This window comes from Streptomyces daliensis (assembly GCF_054782395.1).
The window spans coordinates 192,604-210,686 of record NZ_BAAGSO010000078.1 but is presented as its reverse complement, the minus strand read 5'-3'; the positions used below and the strand labels follow the sequence as shown (position 1 = coordinate 210,686).

13 protein-coding genes are annotated in these 18,083 nt (G+C 72.0%); 5 read left to right on the top strand and 8 right to left on the bottom strand.

Annotated elements, in window-relative coordinates:
* Positions 1 to 25: 25 nt before the first annotated feature.
* A complete protein-coding gene (gene pta, locus ACYVOO_RS17960; RefSeq protein ID WP_461016635.1) occupies positions 26 to 2,185 on the bottom strand; it encodes a phosphate acetyltransferase in 2,160 nt (719 codons plus the stop codon).
* A 355-nt stretch (positions 2,186 to 2,540) separates the two neighbouring features.
* Here pta and ACYVOO_RS17955 point away from each other — a divergent pair, with 355 nt between their 5' ends.
* On the top strand, positions 2,541 to 3,566 hold the full coding sequence (locus ACYVOO_RS17955) for an ATP-dependent 6-phosphofructokinase (protein ID WP_461016634.1): 1,026 nt from the start codon (positions 2,541 to 2,543) through the stop codon (positions 3,564 to 3,566).
* Between the two features lie 42 nt (positions 3,567 to 3,608).
* Here ACYVOO_RS17955 and ACYVOO_RS17950 read toward each other — a convergent pair whose 3' ends face one another.
* The gene (locus ACYVOO_RS17950; RefSeq protein WP_461016633.1) at positions 3,609 to 5,912 is read right to left on the bottom strand and encodes a protein kinase domain-containing protein; all 2,304 of its coding nucleotides are present in this window, start codon (positions 5,910 to 5,912) and stop codon (positions 3,609 to 3,611) included.
* A 278-nt stretch (positions 5,913 to 6,190) separates the two neighbouring features.
* Here ACYVOO_RS17950 and ACYVOO_RS17945 point away from each other — a divergent pair, with 278 nt between their 5' ends.
* Both ACYVOO_RS17945 and ACYVOO_RS17940 read left to right on the top strand, forming a co-directional pair.
* Positions 6,191 to 7,033, top strand: coding sequence for a helix-turn-helix domain-containing protein (locus ACYVOO_RS17945; RefSeq protein ID WP_461016632.1), 843 nt, complete (start codon positions 6,191 to 6,193; stop codon positions 7,031 to 7,033).
* The gene (locus ACYVOO_RS17940) at positions 7,030 to 7,398 is read left to right on the top strand and encodes a DUF397 domain-containing protein (protein WP_461016631.1); all 369 of its coding nucleotides are present in this window, start codon (positions 7,030 to 7,032) and stop codon (positions 7,396 to 7,398) included. The genes ACYVOO_RS17945 and ACYVOO_RS17940 overlap by 4 nt, the downstream gene beginning before the upstream one ends.
* Before the next feature lie 80 nt (positions 7,399 to 7,478).
* Here ACYVOO_RS17940 and ACYVOO_RS17935 read toward each other — a convergent pair whose 3' ends face one another.
* The 6 genes from ACYVOO_RS17935 to ACYVOO_RS17910 form a co-directional block, all read right to left on the bottom strand.
* Entirely contained in the window at positions 7,479 to 8,753 is a 1,275-nt protein-coding gene (locus ACYVOO_RS17935; protein WP_461016630.1) for an MFS transporter, read from the bottom strand.
* Positions 8,754 to 8,822: 69 nt separating this feature from the next.
* Positions 8,823 to 9,704 (bottom strand): carbohydrate ABC transporter permease, encoded by an 882-nt coding sequence (locus ACYVOO_RS17930; RefSeq protein WP_461016629.1) that lies wholly within the window; start codon positions 9,702 to 9,704, stop codon positions 8,823 to 8,825.
* 8 nt (positions 9,705 to 9,712) lie between these two features.
* Positions 9,713 to 10,663, bottom strand: coding sequence for a carbohydrate ABC transporter permease (locus ACYVOO_RS17925; protein ID WP_461016628.1), 951 nt, complete (start codon positions 10,661 to 10,663; stop codon positions 9,713 to 9,715).
* Complete coding sequence (locus ACYVOO_RS17920) at positions 10,660 to 12,018, bottom strand: extracellular solute-binding protein (protein ID WP_461016702.1); 1,359 nt, start codon at positions 12,016 to 12,018, stop codon at positions 10,660 to 10,662. Before ACYVOO_RS17920 ends, ACYVOO_RS17925 begins: the two co-directional genes overlap by 4 nt.
* 276 nt (positions 12,019 to 12,294) lie before the next feature.
* Positions 12,295 to 13,071 (bottom strand): response regulator, encoded by a 777-nt coding sequence (locus tag ACYVOO_RS17915; RefSeq protein ID WP_461016627.1) that lies wholly within the window; start codon positions 13,069 to 13,071, stop codon positions 12,295 to 12,297.
* On the bottom strand, positions 13,068 to 14,987 hold the full coding sequence (locus ACYVOO_RS17910) for a sensor histidine kinase (protein WP_461016626.1): 1,920 nt from the start codon (positions 14,985 to 14,987) through the stop codon (positions 13,068 to 13,070). The genes ACYVOO_RS17915 and ACYVOO_RS17910 overlap by 4 nt, the downstream gene beginning before the upstream one ends.
* 139 nt (positions 14,988 to 15,126) lie before the next feature.
* Here ACYVOO_RS17910 and ACYVOO_RS17905 point away from each other — a divergent pair, with 139 nt between their 5' ends.
* Entirely contained in the window at positions 15,127 to 16,578 is a 1,452-nt protein-coding gene (locus ACYVOO_RS17905) for a cation:dicarboxylate symporter family transporter (protein ID WP_461016625.1), read from the top strand.
* Positions 16,579 to 16,631: 53 nt separating this feature from the next.
* The gene (locus tag ACYVOO_RS17900; protein WP_461016624.1) at positions 16,632 to 17,642 is read left to right on the top strand and encodes a CE1 family esterase; all 1,011 of its coding nucleotides are present in this window, start codon (positions 16,632 to 16,634) and stop codon (positions 17,640 to 17,642) included.
* Positions 17,643 to 18,083 lie beyond the last annotated feature (441 nt).

Sequence of the window (18,083 nt, the reverse complement as noted above, 5' to 3'; positions counted from 1 at the left end):
TGGGGGTACGGGTACGGGTGGGTGTTCAGGCGCCGGGGTGCACGGGCGTCTCGCCCTGCGCCTGCACTGCGGTGATCGCGACGGTGTTGACGATGTCCTGGACCAGCGCGCCGCGCGAGAGGTCGTTGACGGGCTTGCGCAGGCCCTGGAGCACGGGGCCGACGGCCACCGCGCCAGCGGAGCGCTGCACGGCCTTGTAGGTGTTGTTCCCCGTGTTGAGGTCGGGGAAGATCAGCACCGTCGCCTGGCCCGCGACCTTGGACCCCGGCAGCTTCGTCGCCGCGACGGACGGCTCCACCGCCGCGTCGTACTGGATCGGGCCCTCCACCAGCAGATCCGGGCGGCGCTCGCGCACCAGCTTGGTCGCCTCGCGCACCTTGTCCACGTCGGCGCCCGAGCCCGAGGTGCCCGTCGAGTACGAGAGCATCGCGATCCGCGGCTCGACGCCGAAGCGGGCCGCCGTCGCCGCCGACTGGATGGCGATGTCCGCGAGCTGCTCGGCATTCGGGTCCGGGTTCACGGCGCAGTCGCCGTAGACGAGGACCTTGTCGGCCAGGCACATGAAGAAGACGGACGAGACGATCGACGCTCCCCCAGAGGCTGCGCCCTGGGAGGTGCCCCCAGGCTTGGTCTTGATCACCTCGAACGCGGGCCTGATCGTGGCCGCCGTGGAGTGGACGGCGCCGGAGACCATGCCGTCGGCCAGGCCCTCCTGCACCATCAGGGTCCCGAAGTAGGAGACGTCCGCGACCACGTCGTAGGCCAGCTCGAAGGTGACGCCCTTGTGGGAGCGCAGCTTCGCGTACAGCTCCGCGAAGCGGTCCCGCAGCGGCGACGTGTGGGGGTCCACGATCCGGGCCGTCGCGCCGGTGCCCTCCGGCACCTCGCCGTCGTCGAGCAGCGCGAGCCCTACGCCGAGGTCGGCTGCGGCCTTGCGGACGGCGCCGGGCTCGCCCAGCAGCGTCAGATCGCAGATGTTGCGGCGCAGCAGCACCTCGGCGGCGCGCAGCACCCGCTCCTCGGAGCCCTCGGGTAGCACGATGTGGCGGCGGGCGGAGCGGGAGCGCTCCACGAGCTGGTGCTCGAACATCATCGGCGTGACCCGCCCGCTGCTGGCCACCGCGAGGCGGGCCGTGAGCTGGGCCGTGTCCACGTGCGTCTCGAAGAGGCCGAGGGCGATCTCGGCCTTGCGCGGGGTGGCAGCGGTGAGCTTGCCCTCCAGCGCGATCAGCTCGGCCGCCGTGGGGAAGGAGCCGCCGGGTACGGACAGCAGGGGTGTGCCGGGCGCGAGCCGCTCGGCCAGCGCCATGGTCTCCTCGCCGGGGCGCTCGTCCAGGGTGAGCACCACACCGGCTATCGCGGGGGAGCCGGCCGAGTGCGCCGCCAGTGAGCCGACGATCAGATCGGCGCGGTCGCCGGGCGTGATGACCATGCAGCCCTCGGTCAGCGCGGGCAGGAACGTGGGCAGGTGGGCGCCGCCGAAGACGAAGTCGCGCACGTCGCGCGCGAGCCCCGCGTGGTCGCCGAGCAGCACTTCGGCGCCCAGCGTGTCCTTGACCTGGCCGACGGTGGGCGCGGAGAGCGCGGGCTCCTCGGGGAGCACGTAGACCGGCTCGGGCAGGTGCGAGCCGAGCGCCCGCGCCGCCTCCTGGGCCTCCTCGCCGCGCACCCGGTTGGCGATCATGGCGATGACGTCGCAGCCGAGGGAGGTGAAGGCGTGGTGCGCGTTGCGCACCTCGGCGGCGACGGACTCCGCGCTCTGGTCGTTCCCGGCGACGACGGGCAGCACGGCGGCCCCGCACTCGTTGGCCAGCCGGGCGTTGAAGGCCAGCTCGGAGGGGATCTGGGTGTCGGCGTAGTCGGTGCCGAGGACGAGCACGGCCTCGTACTCGGCGGCGACCTCGTGGAAGCGGTCGACGAGCCGGGAGAGCAGCTCGTCCGTGCCCCGCTCGGCCTGGAGCGCCGCGGCCTCGTCGTAGCTCATGCCGAAGACGGAACCGGCGGGCTGGGTGAGCCGGTAGCGGCTGCGCAGCAGGTCGTAGAGCCGGTCGGGCCCGTCGTGCACCAGGGGGCGGAAGACGCCGACGCGGTCCACCTGGCGGGTCAGTAGTTCCATGACTCCCAGCTCGACGACCTGGCGGCCGTCCCCCCGGCTGATGCTGGTCACATACACGCTGCGCGTCACGCGTGCTCTCCCTCTCCGTCGCGTCCGTGGTGGCGGAGGTGCCGTATGCGCGTTCGCGGTGTGAATCGCCCCTGGTCACACCGGGCGGTATTCGCCTGAAAAGCGCCCGTAATGGTGCACCTATACCCTTGACAATACCTGCGTGGCTGGCTAGGCCGCTCGTCCGGGAGATGCCGAAGAGATCGGCCCAAGGAGTGGACGGGCGGTGCCGTGTGCGTTCAAGACATGAAACAATCGCACCGGCTCATCACCCATGGAACCCAGGGAACCCGTGGAAACCCAAGGAACCCAGGGATCAGCAGCACCAGGGTCCGTCTCTCCGCGGGCCACTCACCGAGCAGGAGAAGCGAACGCCATGCGCATCGGAGTCCTCACAGCGGGCGGCGACTGCCCCGGTCTCAACGCCGTGATCCGATCCGTCGTCCACCGAGCCGTGCACGACCGCGGTGACGAGGTCATCGGCTTCGAGGACGGCTTCAAGGGCCTGCTCGAAGGCCGCTACCGCCCGCTCGACATCAACTCCGTCTCCGGCATCCTCGCCCGCGGCGGCACGATCCTCGGCTCGGCGCGGCTGGAGCGGGACAAGCTGCGCGAGGCGTGCGACAACTCCGAGGAGCTGGTGGAGCGCCTCGGGCTCGACGCGCTGATCCCCATCGGCGGCGAGGGCACCCTGACAGCGGCGCGGATGCTCGCCGATGTGGGGCTGCCCGTGGTGGGCGTGCCCAAGACCATCGACAACGACATCTCAGCCACCGACCGCACCTTCGGCTTCGACACCGCCGTCGGCGTGGCCTCCGAGGCCATGGACCGGCTCAAGACCACCGCCGAGTCGCACCAGCGCGTCATGGTCGTCGAGGTCATGGGCCGCCACGCGGGCTGGATCGCCCTGGAGGCGGGCATGGCCGCCGGTGCGCACGGGATCTGCATCCCGGAGCGCCCCTTCGAGATCGACGACCTGGCGAAGATGATCGAGGAGCGCTTCGCGCGCGGCAAGAAGTTCGCCATCGTCTGCGTGGCCGAGGGCGCGCACCCCGCCGAGGGCTCCATGCCCTACGAGAAGGGCGCCATCGACCAGTACGGGCACGAGCGCTTCGTCGGCATCGGCAACCGGCTGGCCAGCGAGCTGGAGCACCGGCTCGGCAAGGAGGCCAAGCCGGTCATCCTCGGCCACGTCCAGCGCGGCGGCACCCCCACCGCGTACGACCGCGTCCTCGCGACCCGCTTCGGCTGGCACGCGGTGGAGGCGGCGCACCGGGGCGACTTCGGCCGGATGACGGCGCTGCGCGGCACGGACATCGTGATGGTGCCGCTGGCCAGCGCGGTGACGGAGCTGAAGCGGGTGCCGCAGGACCGCATGGACGAGGCGGAGGCCGTCTTCTAGACCGCGCGGGGCGGCCCGGGGTGGCCGGGGCGCGGGCCGGGGTCAGTCCTTGCCGGTGCCGGTGCCGGTGCCGGTGCCCAGGAATCCGGTGACCGTGCCGAGCTGCTGCCACTTCCCGCCGGTGCGGCGGTCCACCCAGACCGGGCGCTCGCGCGCCTGGTGCCCGTCGAAGTCGTACGTGCCCAGGAGCCCCTTCACCTCGACGTCCGCCAGCTCCTTCCTGACCCGCTCGCGGGCCGCCGCGGGCGCCGGTCCTTCCGGGAGGACGCGGGCGAGGGCCTGGCCGACGGCGAGCGTCGCGTCGTACAGCTCCGCCGCGTTGCGGTCCTTGAGCAGCACGCGCAGCTCGTCGTCGGGAGACGAGCCGGGCGCCGGGCACAGCTTCGGGAAAGAGGCGCAGTCGGGTTTCTGCGAGGGGTCGTGGAAGGCGCGGAAGCGCAGTGAGCCCTCGGGCAGGCCCTTCTGCTCCTCCTCGGAGTCGCCCGGGGAGCCGGTGCGTACGCAGCCCGCCGCGTAGCCGTCCTGCACGAGCAGCCGCGGCCCCTCCGGCCCTTTCAGCGCGTCGATCCAGGTGCGCATGCTGCCCTCGGGGAGCGTCACCGCGTCCGCCTTCTTGGCGCGCGTGTCCCTGCGCACGTCCGAGGCGTCCATCAGGTCGGGCTCGGTCTCCGACGGCACGGCCTTCACCCCTCCGGCGCGCAGGGCACGGCCGAGTTCGGTGTCGTCCCGCGCGCCCTCGCCGCCGTCGTAGTCCGAGCCGACGAGCACCGTGTCCACGCCCTCGGCCCGCAGATAGCGGCCCTCCTGCTCGCCGACCTCCGACAGTGGCGCGCTCACCGCGAACGTGCCCATCACCTCCCCGCCGCCCTCGCAGGTGTCGACCATCGCCAGGTCCGCGCTCAGCCCCGTCGAGTCGTCCAGCGCGTCGGTCTCGCCGAGGACGGCGAGCATGCCCGGGTGCCGCTTCAGCAGCGTCGCCGCCGCGTCCGCGTCGAGATCGGCCTCGTCGGCGTCGTCGGTCTCGCCCGCGTTCACGGGCAGGACGGGGAGATCGCGGCCGGTCCGCTCCTCCGCCTCCTTCAGCGCGGCGGTGACCACGGCCTTCCGCTCCTGGTAGCCGGGTCCCCGGGCTTCGTCCTCGCTCCCCTCGTAGGCGATGCCGAGGGTGTAGCCCGTGGTCGCCGGGCCGTTGCTGGGGCTCGGTGCGGGGGAGGCGCTGGGGGGCCTGGCCTCGACGGAGGGGGCCGCGGCTTCGTCCGTCTCCGCGCCGAGGGCCACGGGAACGAGGACCGCGGCCAGGACGCCCAGCGTCGCCAGCCCCTTCCACGGCGGCTGCCGGGGCGGGGCGGGCGCGGGCTCGCCGGTCGCGGCCTCCAGCAGCGGTTCGACGGGGCGGGCGCTGGGCTGGGTGGTCTCGCCGACGGCGGTGGCCTCGGGTCCGGGCGCGGGTTCGGCCGCGGATGCGGATGCGGATACGGGCTCGGATTCCGGTTCCGGTTCGGGGAGCGCGTCGAGGGTCGCCCGGACGCGCTCCAGTGCCGCTTCCGCGTCCGCCGGGCGGCCGTCGGGGTGCTTGGCCATCAGGGCGAGGACGAGCCGGTCGACGGAGGCGGGCACCTCGGCGCGTGCGCGGCTGGGGAGCAGCGGTACATCGTTGAGGTGGTTGAACATGACGCCCGCCGCGTTGCCGGTGAACGGCGGGCGTCCGACGAGGAGTTCGTAGAGCACGCACCCCAGCGCGTACAGGTCCGTCCTGCCGTCGCCCGGCTCCTGGCGGAAGCGTTCGGGCGCGAGGTAGAGCACGCTGCCGAACGGCATCTGGCCCGTGTGCGTCAACTGCGGGTCGCTCGCCCGGGGTTCGGTGAACCGGGCGATGCCGAAGTCCACGACCTTGGCCGTGCCGTCCTCCGTCACCATGATGTTGGCTGGCTTGATGTCCCGGTGGACGACGCCCGCCGCGTGCGCCGCGCCCAGCGCCTCGCAGACGTGGCCCGTCCAGCGCAGCGCGTCGCGCACCGGGGCCCGGCCCTCGGCGAGCAGCAGTTCGTGCAGCGTACGGCCCTCGACGAGGGACATCACGAGGTACGGGGTGTCGCCGTCGGTGCCGTGGTCGTGGACCGCGACGATGTACGGGCTGTCCAGCGCGGCGGCGGCGCGGGCCTCGCGCAGGAAACGGCCCAGGTGTTCGCGCCGCGCCGTCTCGTCCGAACTGTGCAGCGGGATCAGGATCTTGACGGCGACGTCCCTGTCCAGCTCCTCGTCACGCGCCCGCCAGACCTCGCCCATGCCGCCCGCGCCGAGTGGTTCCCGCAGCTCGTACCGTTCGCTGAGACGTCGCCCCCGCACGTGTCCCCCTCCCGTGGCTGCGGGAAGGCTACCCGGGTGCGCCCGGGGCGTACGCCTGTGCGCTGGGCTCTTCGACGGTGCGTGACGACGCACCCCGTCCGTCGCCTGTCGGTACGGTCACTTTCTGTATTCGCGGGAAAAGTTTCGGTAGTCGCGACTAGCGTTTTCCAGAGCTGGACCTCAAGGGCGAGGGCCGGGCCGTGTTGAGCTGCGCGAAATCGCCCTGAGGGCCGGTTCAGATCACTTGAGGACGACCCGGACCGGGTGGTGACGCGTCAATGGAAGAAGCGGAACACGAAGAACAGGATCAGCCGAACCTGAGCACGACCAGATACGTCGGTGAGATCGCGCGTATTCTCCGCAAGCACCTGAAGATGACGCAGGACAACGTCGGAGAGGAACTGGGCTATACGGGCGCTGCGGTCAGCGCGATGGAGACGGGCGTGCAGCCCGGCAGCGAGAAGATGCTCAAGGGGATGGACAGGGTCCTGCTGGGCGGGATCCCCGTCTTCGAGGCGTCCATGAAGTACCTGCGTCGGGATAAGTACCCGCCGCAGTTCCGCGACTTCGCGCCGCTAGAGCAGCGTGCGACCGTTCTGTCCTTGTATCAGGCGTTGGTAGTCGACGGGCTCTTCCAAACGGAGGAGTACGCCCGAGCGCTGATCACGGGCGGTTACCCGGTGCTCCCGGAGCAACGGGTCGAGGAACTTGTCGAGGCTCGGATGGCCCGCAGAGCGCTGTTCGGGCGCGACCCGCTGCCGACGATTGAGCTGATCCTGGAGGAGTCGGTGTTACGACGGCCGATCGGCAGCCAGGAGATCATGCGGGGCCAGATGCGCTCGCTGGCCCAGGACGCCCAACGGCGCAACGTCACCCTCCAGGTACTCCCCCAAGACTGCGGCCTGGAGGGCGAGTACGCAGGTGCTCGCGGCCCACTGACTGTGCTGGAAACCATGGACCACGACCACCTGGTCTATCTGGAGGTCCAGGGCGAGAGCTTGCTCATCAGCGATCCGGCCAAGGTCAGTACGTTCTCCCAACGCTATGCGAAGATCCGGGCACAGGCCCTGAGCCCACGTGAATCCCTGGATCTCATCGAGCAGTTGGCGGGAGAGCAATGAACGACACTTTGCGGTGGTTCAAGTCCAGCTACAGCGACAGCGGCGGAGGTGAGTGCGTCGAGATCGCCTTCGACTGGCGGAAATCCAGCTACAGCGACGACAGCGGTGGCCAGTGCGTCGAGGTCGCCCTCGGCTGGCACAAGTCCAGCCACAGCGATAGCGGAGGCGGCAACTGCGTAGAGGTCGCCTTCGGCTGGCACAAGTCGAGCTACAGCAGCCCTAATGGCGGCGACTGCGTCGAGGTCGCCGCGTGCGGGTGCCCGGACCCGGCCGTCCACATACGTGACTCCAAGGCAGGCGAAGACGGCCCGACCCTGACCGTCCCCGCCGCCGCGTGGACGGCCTTCGCCGCGTACGTCAGCTAGCAGTACCCGGACACGGGAGGCGCCCGCCGTACTGACGGCGGGCGTTCGCGCGCGTTGACGCAGCTCAGCAGCGCCCCGCTTCAATTCCCCCGGCCGCGCCCGCCACGCGGCCACGCCACCCCCAGCGCGAGCAGCGCCAGCGCCCCGCCCAGCCACATGACGCCCGGCTCGCCCAGCGCGTCGGCGGCCCGGCCGCCGAGCAGCGCGCCCAGCGAGATCGCGATGTTGAAGACGGACGCGAAGAGCGCCGAGGCCGTCTCCCGCGCGCCCGGCGCCCCCGGAGCCCGCGCGAGCAGCCACGTCTGGGCCGCGACGGACACGCCCCCGTACGCCAGCCCCCACACCAGCAGCAGCACGACGGCGCCGGGGGCCGACGTCCCCAGCAGCGGCGTCGCCAGCATGGCCGCGGCCAGGCCCGCGCACAGCACGAGCAGGGTGCGGTCCGCGCGTCGGGAGACGGTGGCCCCGGCGAGGAAGTTGCCCGCGATGCCCGCGACGCCGTAGGCGAGCAGCAGCACGCTGAGCAGCCCGGCGCCGATCCCGGACAGCTCCTCCAGCACGGGCCGCACATAGGTGTACGCGGCGAAGTGCCCAGCGACCAGCAGCAGGACGACCAGCAGCCCGGTGCGCAGCCGGGGCGCGCGCAGCAGCGCGGCCAGTTCGCGCGGCCGTGCCCTCCCGTCGGCCGGGAGCGGGGGCAGCAGCAGTGCGAGGGCGGCGGCGACGGCCAGCGAGACGGCGGCCATGAGGGCGAACGCGGCGCGCCAGCCCGCGAGTTCGCCGACGAGCGTGCCCGCGGGCACCCCGACGACGGAGGCGACGGCGATGCCGCTGAACACGGCGGCGGTGGCGGGCGCGACGGAGCGGGCCGGTACCAGGCGTACGGCCAGGCTCGCCGCGACGGCCCACACCCCGCCCATGCCGAGGCCGACGAGCACCCGGGCGAGCAGCAGCACGCCGAAGACGGGCGCCCAGGCCGCGAGCAGGTTCGCCGCCGCCAGCAGCACCAGCAGGCCCGCGAGCACCAGCCTGCGGTCGGCGCGCCGCGCCGTCAGCGGGACGACGGGCGCGGCGAGGGCCGCGACCAGGCCGGTGGCCGTCAGGGTCAGCCCGGCGGCGCCGTCGGAGACGCGCAGCGTGTGGCCGATGGGTGTGAGCAGGCCGACGGGCAGCATCTCCGCCGTGACGACGGAGAACGTGGCGGCGGCGACGGCCAGCACGGCGGGCCACCCGCCCGCCGTGGCGGGAGCGGGTGTGGGAGCGGAGGCGTGGGCGTGGGCGGGTAAAGGGGCGGGCGACTTGGGCGGGTGGCCCCCGCCCCCGGCGGAGGGGGGAGTGTCCGTGGGGTTCGACATGCGTCCAGATTCAGCCGCTCGACCTGCGCGAACAACGTCGGTTCACCATCTTCGACAGGTGTCCCGCGGTTACCCCTTCACCGCGCCGCCCAGCGTGAAGCCGCCGCCGAGACGGCGCGAGATGAGGACGTAGAGCAGCACGACGGGCGTCGAGTAGAGGAGGGAGAACGCGGCCAGCTCACCGAAGGCGATGGCCCCGTAGTTGCCGAAGAACGTGAAGATGCTGACGGAGGCCGGAAGTTGCTCGGGGCTGAGGATGAGCATGAAGGGGACGAAGAAGTTCCCCCACATCATGATGAAGCTGTAGACGGTGACGACCGCGATACCGGGGCCCATCAGGGGCAGGATGACGCGGGTCAGTGACTGGAACCAGCTCGCCCCGTCCGTCCACGCCGCCTCCTCCAGCGCCACCGGGACGCCGTCCATGAAGTTCTTCATCAGCCATACGGCGAAGGGCAGTTGCGAGGTGGCCAGGAAGAACGAGGTGCCGTACAGGGTGTCGATCAGCTCGACCTGTACGAAGAGCCCGTAGACCGGCACCATCACCGCCGTGATCGGCAGGCAGGTGGTGAAGAGGATCGTCAGCAGGTACGGGCGCGAGAAGCGGGACCGGAAGCGGGAGAGCGGATAGGCGGCGAGCGCCGCGCAGCCGACGGTCATCAGCGTCGCGCTGCCGCACAGCAGCAGGCTGTTGAGCATCGGCGTGAAGGTGATCTCGTCGGTCAGGACGGCGGAGAAGTTGTCCAGCGTGGGCGAGCCCGGCGGGCTCACGCGCAGCGTGGCCTCGTCGTCGACGGAGGCGAAGAGCAGCCACAGCAGCGGGATCACGAAGCACGCCGCGAGGACGAGGAGCCCGAGGTCGGCGGCGAGGCGCTGGCGCGTGCGGCGGGTCAGCAGCGGGCGCGACGGCAGCGCGGCGCGTCGCGGGACGGTGCGGGGGAGCGCGGTCATGGGCGGGCTCAGACCTCCTCGCGCATCAGGCGCAGATAGACGACGGAGAAGAGCGCGCCGACCAGGAGGAGCAGGAGCGCTACCGCGGTGCCGTAGCCGATGAGGGACTTGTTGAACGCCTGGTCGTACATGAACACGGGCAGCGTCTGGCTGCGGTTGCCTGGGCCGCCGCGTGTCATGGCCCAGATGAGGCCGAAGACGGAGAGGGTCTGGAGGGTGTTGAGCATCAGATTGGTGCCGATCGAGCGGCGGATCATCGGCAGCGTGATGCGCCACAGCCGCTGCCAGCCGCCCGCGCCGTCCACCTCGGCCGACTCGGTGACCTCCTTCGGGATCTCGGACAGCGCCGCCGAGTAGACCAGCATCGAGAACGCCGTGCCCCGCCACACGTTCGCGAACGAGACGGCGAGGATGGGCAGCGTGTAGAGCCAGTTCTGGACGGGGAGGTGGAGCCAGTCCAGGAGCGCGTTGAGCGTCCCCTCCTTGCTGAAGAACGTGTACAGGAGGAAGCCCGCCACGATCTCCGGCAGCACCCACGCGCTGATGACGATGGCCCCGGTGACGGAGCGGACCGTCTTCGAGCCGCGCCGCATCAGCGCCGCCAGCGCGAGCCCCAGGGTGTTCTGGCCGAGGATCGAGGAGATGAGGGTGAAGACCAGAGTGAGGACGACGGCGTTGCGGAAGCCCGCGTCAGCGAAGGCACGCCGGAAGTTGTCGAATCCGACGAACGAGGCCGAGGTCTGGCCCGTGAGCTGCATGTCGGTGAAGGCGATGTAGACGCAGTAGCCGATGGGCCCGGCGAGGAAGAGCAGCAGGAGCAGCGTCGCGGGGGCGATGGGCAGCCAGCGCCAGCGGCCCCCGCGCCCGGTCGTCCGGCCCCGCGCGCCAGGGCCTCCCGCCCCCGCTCCCGCCGCTGCCGGGGGCCGCTTCGAGCCTGCGGCGAGGTCGGCGGCGCTCACCTCGTCGTGACCGCGCCGTCGGCGATGGAGTCGAGCTGCTCGTCGTAGGTCCTGGCCGCCTCGTCGACGGAGGCGTCGCCCGTGGTCACCGACTCCATGGCCTCGGTGATGGCCGTGGACACCTGCGGGTAGACGGGCAGCGCGGGGCGGTAGTTGGTGTGCTCGACGCGCTGCGTGAAGAAGTCGGTGCCCGGCATGGACTTCTTGTACTCCGGGTCCTCCGCGACGTCCTTGCGTACGGCGATCTGCGCGCCGTGCACGCACCAGTCGAGTGCGTTGCGCCGGGTCTGGAGCGTCTCGATCATCTTCCAGGCCAGGTCCGGGTTCTGGGACTTCGCGGGGATCGACCACGTCCAGCCGCCCGACATGCTGACCTCGCCGGGCGCCTGCCCGTGCTGGGTGGGCATCGGGGCCAGGCCCATGGTCTCGTCCCACTCGGGCCAGTCCGTGCCGCTGCCCTTCAGCCAGTGCTGGCCGAGCCAGGAGCCGTCCACGGCGATGGCGAGCTTCTCCTCGGGGAGCATCTCGGTGGCGACCTTGGTCTGGATGCTGGGGCTGAGCGCCTGGTCGACGTCCGGGCCGAGCTTCTCCTTGTAGACGGTCTCGACGAACTCCAGGCTGTCCTTGAACCCCTCGCTGCCCTTGATCCACTTCTTGGCGCCGGGATCGTAGAGCGGGTCCTCGCCCGTCCCGTACAGCAGCATCTGGAAGCCCTGCATGGCGGCTGCCTCCCCTGCCGACTTTCCGGTGAAGACGTTGAGCGGGTGGACGCCGGGCACCTCCTTCTTGATGGTGCGCGCGGCCTTGAGCACGTCGTCCCAGGTCTTCGGCTTCCAGTCCTGGGGGAGTCCGGCCTTCTTGAAGATGTTCTTGTTGAACCAGAGGCCGCGGGTGTCGGTGCCGTCGGGCACGCCGTAGGTCTTGCCGTCGGGCGCCTTGGCCGCGCCCTTCGCGGATTCCTCGAACTGGTTCCAGTCGTCCCACTTGGCGAGGTAGCCGTCCAGCGGGAGCAGATAGCCGCTCTTGATGTCCGAGTTGATGAGGAAGGTGTCCTCGTAGACCACGTCGGGCGCGGTCTTGGGGGACCGCATCATCTGCTGGAGCTTGGTGTAGTAGTCCTGCTGGGACGCCTGGATGGGGACGAGTTCGGTCTTCTTGCCCTTGTTCCGCTTCTCGAAGTCGGCGGCCACCCGCTTCACGTAGTCGTCCAGGACGGTGACGGCCTTGTCGGTGTCCTTGCGGAAGGCGATCTTGACGGTGTTCTTGTCGCTGCCGGAACCCCCGCCGCAGCCACTGAGCGTGGCGGCGGCGAGAGCGGCGGTGAGGGAGAGGACCAGCGGAGCGGTGGGGCGCACGGGCATGACCTCCTGGGGCCACGGCCAGGGCGGACCTGCGGGCCGCCGGCCACGTGGAGCTGCGTCTGCCCGTACGGTGACCTGTCCGCGCTGCCCGGGTCAATGGGCGTGCAGACGGGTCGACGGGAGTGGGGGGAAGGGCCGGTCGCCTCCGCGACCGGGTTCGCGGGGGTGCGGTTCTCGCGCGGGGGCGCGGCATCTGTCGGGGCGTCAGCCCGCCGTGCACGCGCGGGACTTGGCCACCGCAGCGCCCGTCGGCCGTGTGTGGGCGGCCGTTCAGAACCGCCAGCGGTAGCAGAACTCCGGGCGCCCGACGTGCCCGTACTGCGGACGGCGGTCGGCGCGGCCCGCCTCCACCAGGTGCTCCAGATAGCGGCGCGCCGTGATCCGGTTGACGCCGATCTCCTCCGCCGCCGCGCTCGCGGTGAGCCCGGCCTCGCCGACCGCGCGCAGCACGTCCGTCACCGCGTCCATCGTGGGCGCGCTCAGCCCCTTGGGCAGCGTCGTCGGCTGCGGCGCGCGCAGAACGGACAGCGCCCTGTCCACCTCGGCCTGGCTGCCCGCCTCGCCGCTCGCGGCCGCCGTGCTGCTGCGGAACTCCGCGTACCGGCGCAGCCGGTCGCGCAGCGTCGGGAAGGTGAACGGCTTCAGCACGTGCTGCACCACGCCGAGCGACACGCCCTCCCTGATGACGGTCAGATCGCGCGCCGAGGTGACCGCGAAGACGTCCGTGGTACGGCCCGCGCCGCGCAGGGCGCGCAGCAGGGCGAGGCCGTGGCCGTCGGGGAGGTAGAGGTCGAGCAGGATCAGGTCCACGGCGGGCAGGCGGTCCAGCGCGCGGGTGGCCTCGGCGCGGGAGTGGGCGATTCCGGCGACCGCGAAGCCGGGGACGCGTGAGACGTAGAGCGCGTGCGCGTCGGCGGCGACGGGGTCGTCCTCGACCACCAGCACCTGGATCGCGCCCGTGCCCGTGCCGGGGCCGGTGCCGCCCGTGCCGGGGCCCGGGGTGTCCGGGCCGCCGCCGCTGCGGCTGTCGCTGTCGCGGCCCGTCATGTTCCGGCTCCCTGACGTGCGGGGGAGGGGGCTTCGCGACGGGGGTGCGGCGCGGTGCCGAGGGGGAGGCGGACGGTGAACTCGGCGCCCCCGCCCGGGCCTTCTGCCACGTCCACGGTGCCGCCGTGGCGGCGCGCGGTCTGCTGGACCAGCGCGAGGCCGAGGCCCCGGCCCCCGCCTGGCGCGGGCTTCGTCGACCAGCCCCGCTCGAAGATCGCGCCGACGTCCTCGGGGGAGACGCCGGGCCCGGTGTCGGCGACCCGCACGAGCAGGTCGGCGCCGCCCTGCCCCGCGTCGCCCCGCGCGGCCACACCGACGGTGACGGTGACCCGGGGCGACGGCCCAATGCCACTCGGGCCCGCACCGGCATCCGCGCCTGTACGGGCATCCGCGCCTGTACGGGCCCCCGTGTCTGTACCGGAACCCGCGTCCACACCGGCACCGGTGTCCGCGCCGGCGCCCGCGTACGTGTCCGTACCGGTATCCGAGCCGCCACCCGCATCCGCACCGGGGCCCGCACCCGCACCCGTATCCGTACCGGCACCCGCATGCGCCGCCCCCGCCACCGCCCCCTCCCGCAGGGACGCCGCGTCGACCGCGTTGTCGATCAGGTTGCCCAGGACCGTGACCAGGTCGCGGGCCGTGAGGTGGTCGGGGAGGAGGCCGTCGTCGATGTGGCTGTCCTCGGTGAGGGACAGTTCCACGCCGCGCTCGTTCGCCTGCGCCGCCTTGCCCAGCAGCAGCGCGGCCAGCACGGGCTCGCCGACCGCCGAGACCACCTGGTCCGTGAGGGCCTGCGCCAGCTCCAGTTCCTCCGTCGCGAAGTCGACGGCCTCCTCCGTGCGCCCCAGTTCGATCAGCGAGACGACCGTGTGCAGCCGGTTCGCCGCCTCGTGGGCCTGGGAGCGCAGGGCCTCGGCGAAGCCGCGTACGGAGTCCAGTTCGCCCGCGAGGGATTGCAGCTCGGTGTGGTCGCGCAGGGTCACGACCGTGCCCCGCTGCTCGCCGCCCGAGACGGGCGAGGTGTTGACGACGACGACCCGCTCGGCCGTCAGATGCACCTCGTCCACGCGCGGCCCTGCCGACAGCAGCGCCCCTGTCAGGGAGGGCGGCAGTCCGAGGTCGTCCACGCCGCGTCCCACCACTTCCGGCTCGCCCAGCAGTCCGAGCAGTTCCCGGGCGCCGTCGTTCATCAACGCTACGCGCCGCTGCCCGTCGAGCATCAGCAGCCCCTCGCGCACCGCGTGCAGCGCCGCCTCGTGGTAGTCGTGCACGCGGCTCAGCTCGGCCGCGTTCATGCCGTGGGTGTGGCGCCGCAGCCGCGCGTTGATCACGTACGTGCCGACGCCGCCCAGCACCAGGGCAGCGGCGGCGACGGCGAGCAGCAGCACGACCTGCTGGCGCAGCTCCTCGCTGATCGTGTCCACCGCGATGCCCGCGCTGACCAGCCCGACGACCCGCCCGTCGTCCTCCCGCACCGGAGTGACCACGCGCACGGAGGGGCCCAGCGTGCCCGTGTACGTCTCCTCGACGCTGCCGCCCCGCACCGCCGCCTCCGTGTGGCCGACGAAGCGTCCGCCTATGCGCGCGGGGTCCGGGTGCGTCCAGCGCACGCCGTCGGTGTCCATGATGGTGATGAAGGTGACCCCGGTACCGCGGCGCACCTCCTCCGCGTAGGGCTGGAGCCGTTCCGTCGGACGCGGGGTGCGGATGGCCTCGCGCACGGAGGGGGAGCCCGCGACCGCGCGGGCCGTCGCCATGGCGCGGTGGCTCGCGGACTCCTCGGCCTGCATACGGTCGGTGACGTACGCGAACACCGCGCATCCCGCGACCACGACGGCCACCAGCACGACCTGCATCGCGAAGAGCTGACCTGCGAGGCTGCGCGGGCGGCGGGGTGGACGGGGGGCACGCATGGGGCCAGTCTGCCTTCCCCTCAGGTGGAGTTTCCGTGCACGTAATGCACGTAACAGTGACGGGCGTCACGTGCCATTGCATAGTCACCGGGACTCGGAACGAGTCAGAGCCGCTATGACGCATGACGAGGAGCCCGACGTGTCGCAGAAGACACCGCCGCCGTCACCTTCGGCGACGGCCGAGGCCGAGGGGCCGAACGCTGGGGGAAAGAAACGGGACCGCACCCACTACCTCTACATCGCCGTGATCGGTGCGGTGATCGTCGGCATTGTGCTGGGGCTGGTCGCGCCCGACTTCGCGACGCAGCTCAAGCCGATCGGTGAGGGCTTCGTCAACCTCATCAAGATGATGATCTCGCCGATCATCTTCTGCACGATCGTGCTGGGTGTCGGTTCGGTGCGGAAGGCCGCCAAGGTCGGGGCCGTGGGCGGGCTCGCGCTCGGCTACTTCCTGGCCATGTCCATCGTCGCCCTCGCCATCGGCCTCGTCGTCGGCAACGTGCTGGAGCCCGGCCACGGGCTGCACCTGAACGAGGCGGCGCGGGACGCGGGCGCGGCGCAGGCCGACGGCGCCAGCGAGGGCATGGGCGACTTCCTCCTCGGCATCATCCCCACCACCATGGTGTCCGCCTTCACCGAGGGCGAGGTCCTCCAGACCCTGCTGATCGCGCTGCTCGTCGGCTTCGCGCTCCAGGCGCTGGGCAGCAAGGGCGAACCGATCCTGCGCGGCATCGGCCACATCCAGACCCTGGTCTTCCGGGTCCTCGCCATGATCATGTGGGCGGCCCCGGTGGGCGCCTTCGGCGCGATGGCCGCCGTGGTCGGCGAGACGGGCGTGGACGCGCTCAAGTCCCTCGCCGTCATCATGATCGGCTTCTACATCACCTGTGCGCTGTTCATCTTCATCGTGCTGGGGCTGATCCTGCGGGTCTTCGCGGGCGTCAACATCTTCAAGCTGCTGAAGTACCTGGGCCGCGAGTTCCTGCTGATCCTCTCCACCTCCTCCTCGGAGTCGGCGCTGCCGCGGCTCATCGCGAAGATGGAGCACGTGGGCGTCAGCAAGCCCGTCGTCGGCATCACCGTGCCGACCGGCTACTCCTTCAACCTCGACGGCACCATGATCTACCTGACCATGGCCTCGCTGTTCATCGCCGAGGCCATGGGCGACCCGCTGTCGCTCGGCGAGCAGATCTCGCTGCTGCTGTTCATGTTCGTCGCGTCCAAGGGCGCGGCGGGTGTCACGGGCGCGGGTCTCGCCACGCTCGCTGGCGGGCTCAGCTCGCACCGGCCCGAACTCGTCGACGGCGTCGGCCTGATCGTCGGCATCGACCGCTTCATGAGCGAGGCCCGCGCGATGACCAACTTCGCGGGCAACGCCGTCGCGACGATCCTGATCGGCACCTGGACGAAGGAGATCGACAAGGACCGGGTCGGGAAGGTGCTCGCGGGCGAGCTGCCCTTCGACGAGAAGATGCTGGTCGACGACCACGCGGCGGGCCCCGATGAAGCGGGGGATGTTCGCGAGGGCGACGCCGCCGGGGTCCCGGACCAGGGCCGCGTCGACACGACCAAGACCGGGGTCGGCGCGTGACACGCCTCCGGCGCGGCGGCGGCGCGTGGCGCGGGGCCGGTACGGGGGCCCGTATGGGTGCTCGCAGGGGCATGCGTGCGGGCGCCGTCGCCGCGCTCTTCCTCGGCCTCCCCCTGGCCGCCGGTGCGCCTGCCGGTGCCGCGCCCGCGCAGGCGGGCGCCCCGGCGGACCGGGGTGGGAGCTGGGGCGGGGACCGGGGCGGGGGCTCGGGCGGGGCGCGCCCCTCGGCGGGCTGCGGCCAGGACCCGGGCCAGGCGCCCGGCACCTCCCAGACCCGCACCCTCACCTCGGCCGGACAGGAGCGCTCCTACGTCGTCCACCTGCCCGACGGCTACCGCGACGGGCGCGCCTACCCCGTCGCGCTCGCCTACCACGGCCAGGGCCGCACCTCCGCCTACATGGAGGAGCTGACCGGCTTCTCCGGGCTGAAGAACACCATCGCGGTCTACCCGCAGGGCGCGCCCGGCACGGAGGACGGCAAGCCGTCCTGGCAGGGCGCCCCGTACTCGGCGCCCGGCGTGGACGACGTGCGCTTCACGGCCGACCTCCTCGACGCGCTGGAACGCGACCTGTGCGTGGACCAGCGCCGGGTGCACGCGGCGGGCAAGTCCAACGGCGGCGGGTTCGTCGCGCTGCTCGCCTGCCGCATGCCGGAGCGGATCGCCTCCTTCTCGGCCGTGTCCGGCGCGTACTACCCGCAGGCGGGCGCGTGCGAGCCCACGCGCGAGGCGCCGGTGCTCACCTTCCACGGCGAGGCCGACACGACCATCCCTTACGGGGGCGAGCCCGCCAAGGGCCTGCCCGCGCTGCCCGACTGGCTCGCCGAGCGGGCCGCGCTCGCGGGCTGCGCGCCCGGGGCGCGGGACCGGGACGAGGGCGACGGTGTGACGGTCCGCACGTGGCACGGCTGCGACGGGCGCGGCGCCCTCGTCCACTACCGGATCGCGTCACTGGCCCACGACTGGCCCAGCACCACGCCCAACCCGGACTCCGAGACCCCCGCGGTCATGGACGCCACTCCCGTGATCGAGCGCTTCATGAGGACGCATCCTCTGGGCGGTTGAGGGCAGGGGACAACTGAACAGGTAAACAGGCTCACGGGGCCCGCCGTCCGTACCACGCGCGAGCCCCGTCCCAAGACGGCCCCGTACTCCCCCGAACGGAGCCGTCCCACACCGCCCCGGCACCCACTCCCCCCTGGTGCCGGGGCGGTGCGTTGCGCTGCGCTGTGCTGTTTGGGGTTTGGGGGGTGCCCTGTTCGTCGGGGGTGTTGCGCGGGACGGTTGGCCGGTGTGGTGGGTGCTGTAGGGTCCCGCGCTGGTTTTTGTGCCGCGTCACGGGGGCGCTGCGCGTGTGGCTTGGCGTCGTGTTCGGCTGTCTGGCCGGTGGCTTCGGCGCGGTGTGTGGTTGCGGTGCGGTGCGGCTTGCGCCGCGTGGTTGTTGGCTTGTGCCGGTGGTTTGTGGGGTTGGTGTGTGGTGGGGGTCGGTGCCGTGCCGGGGTGTCT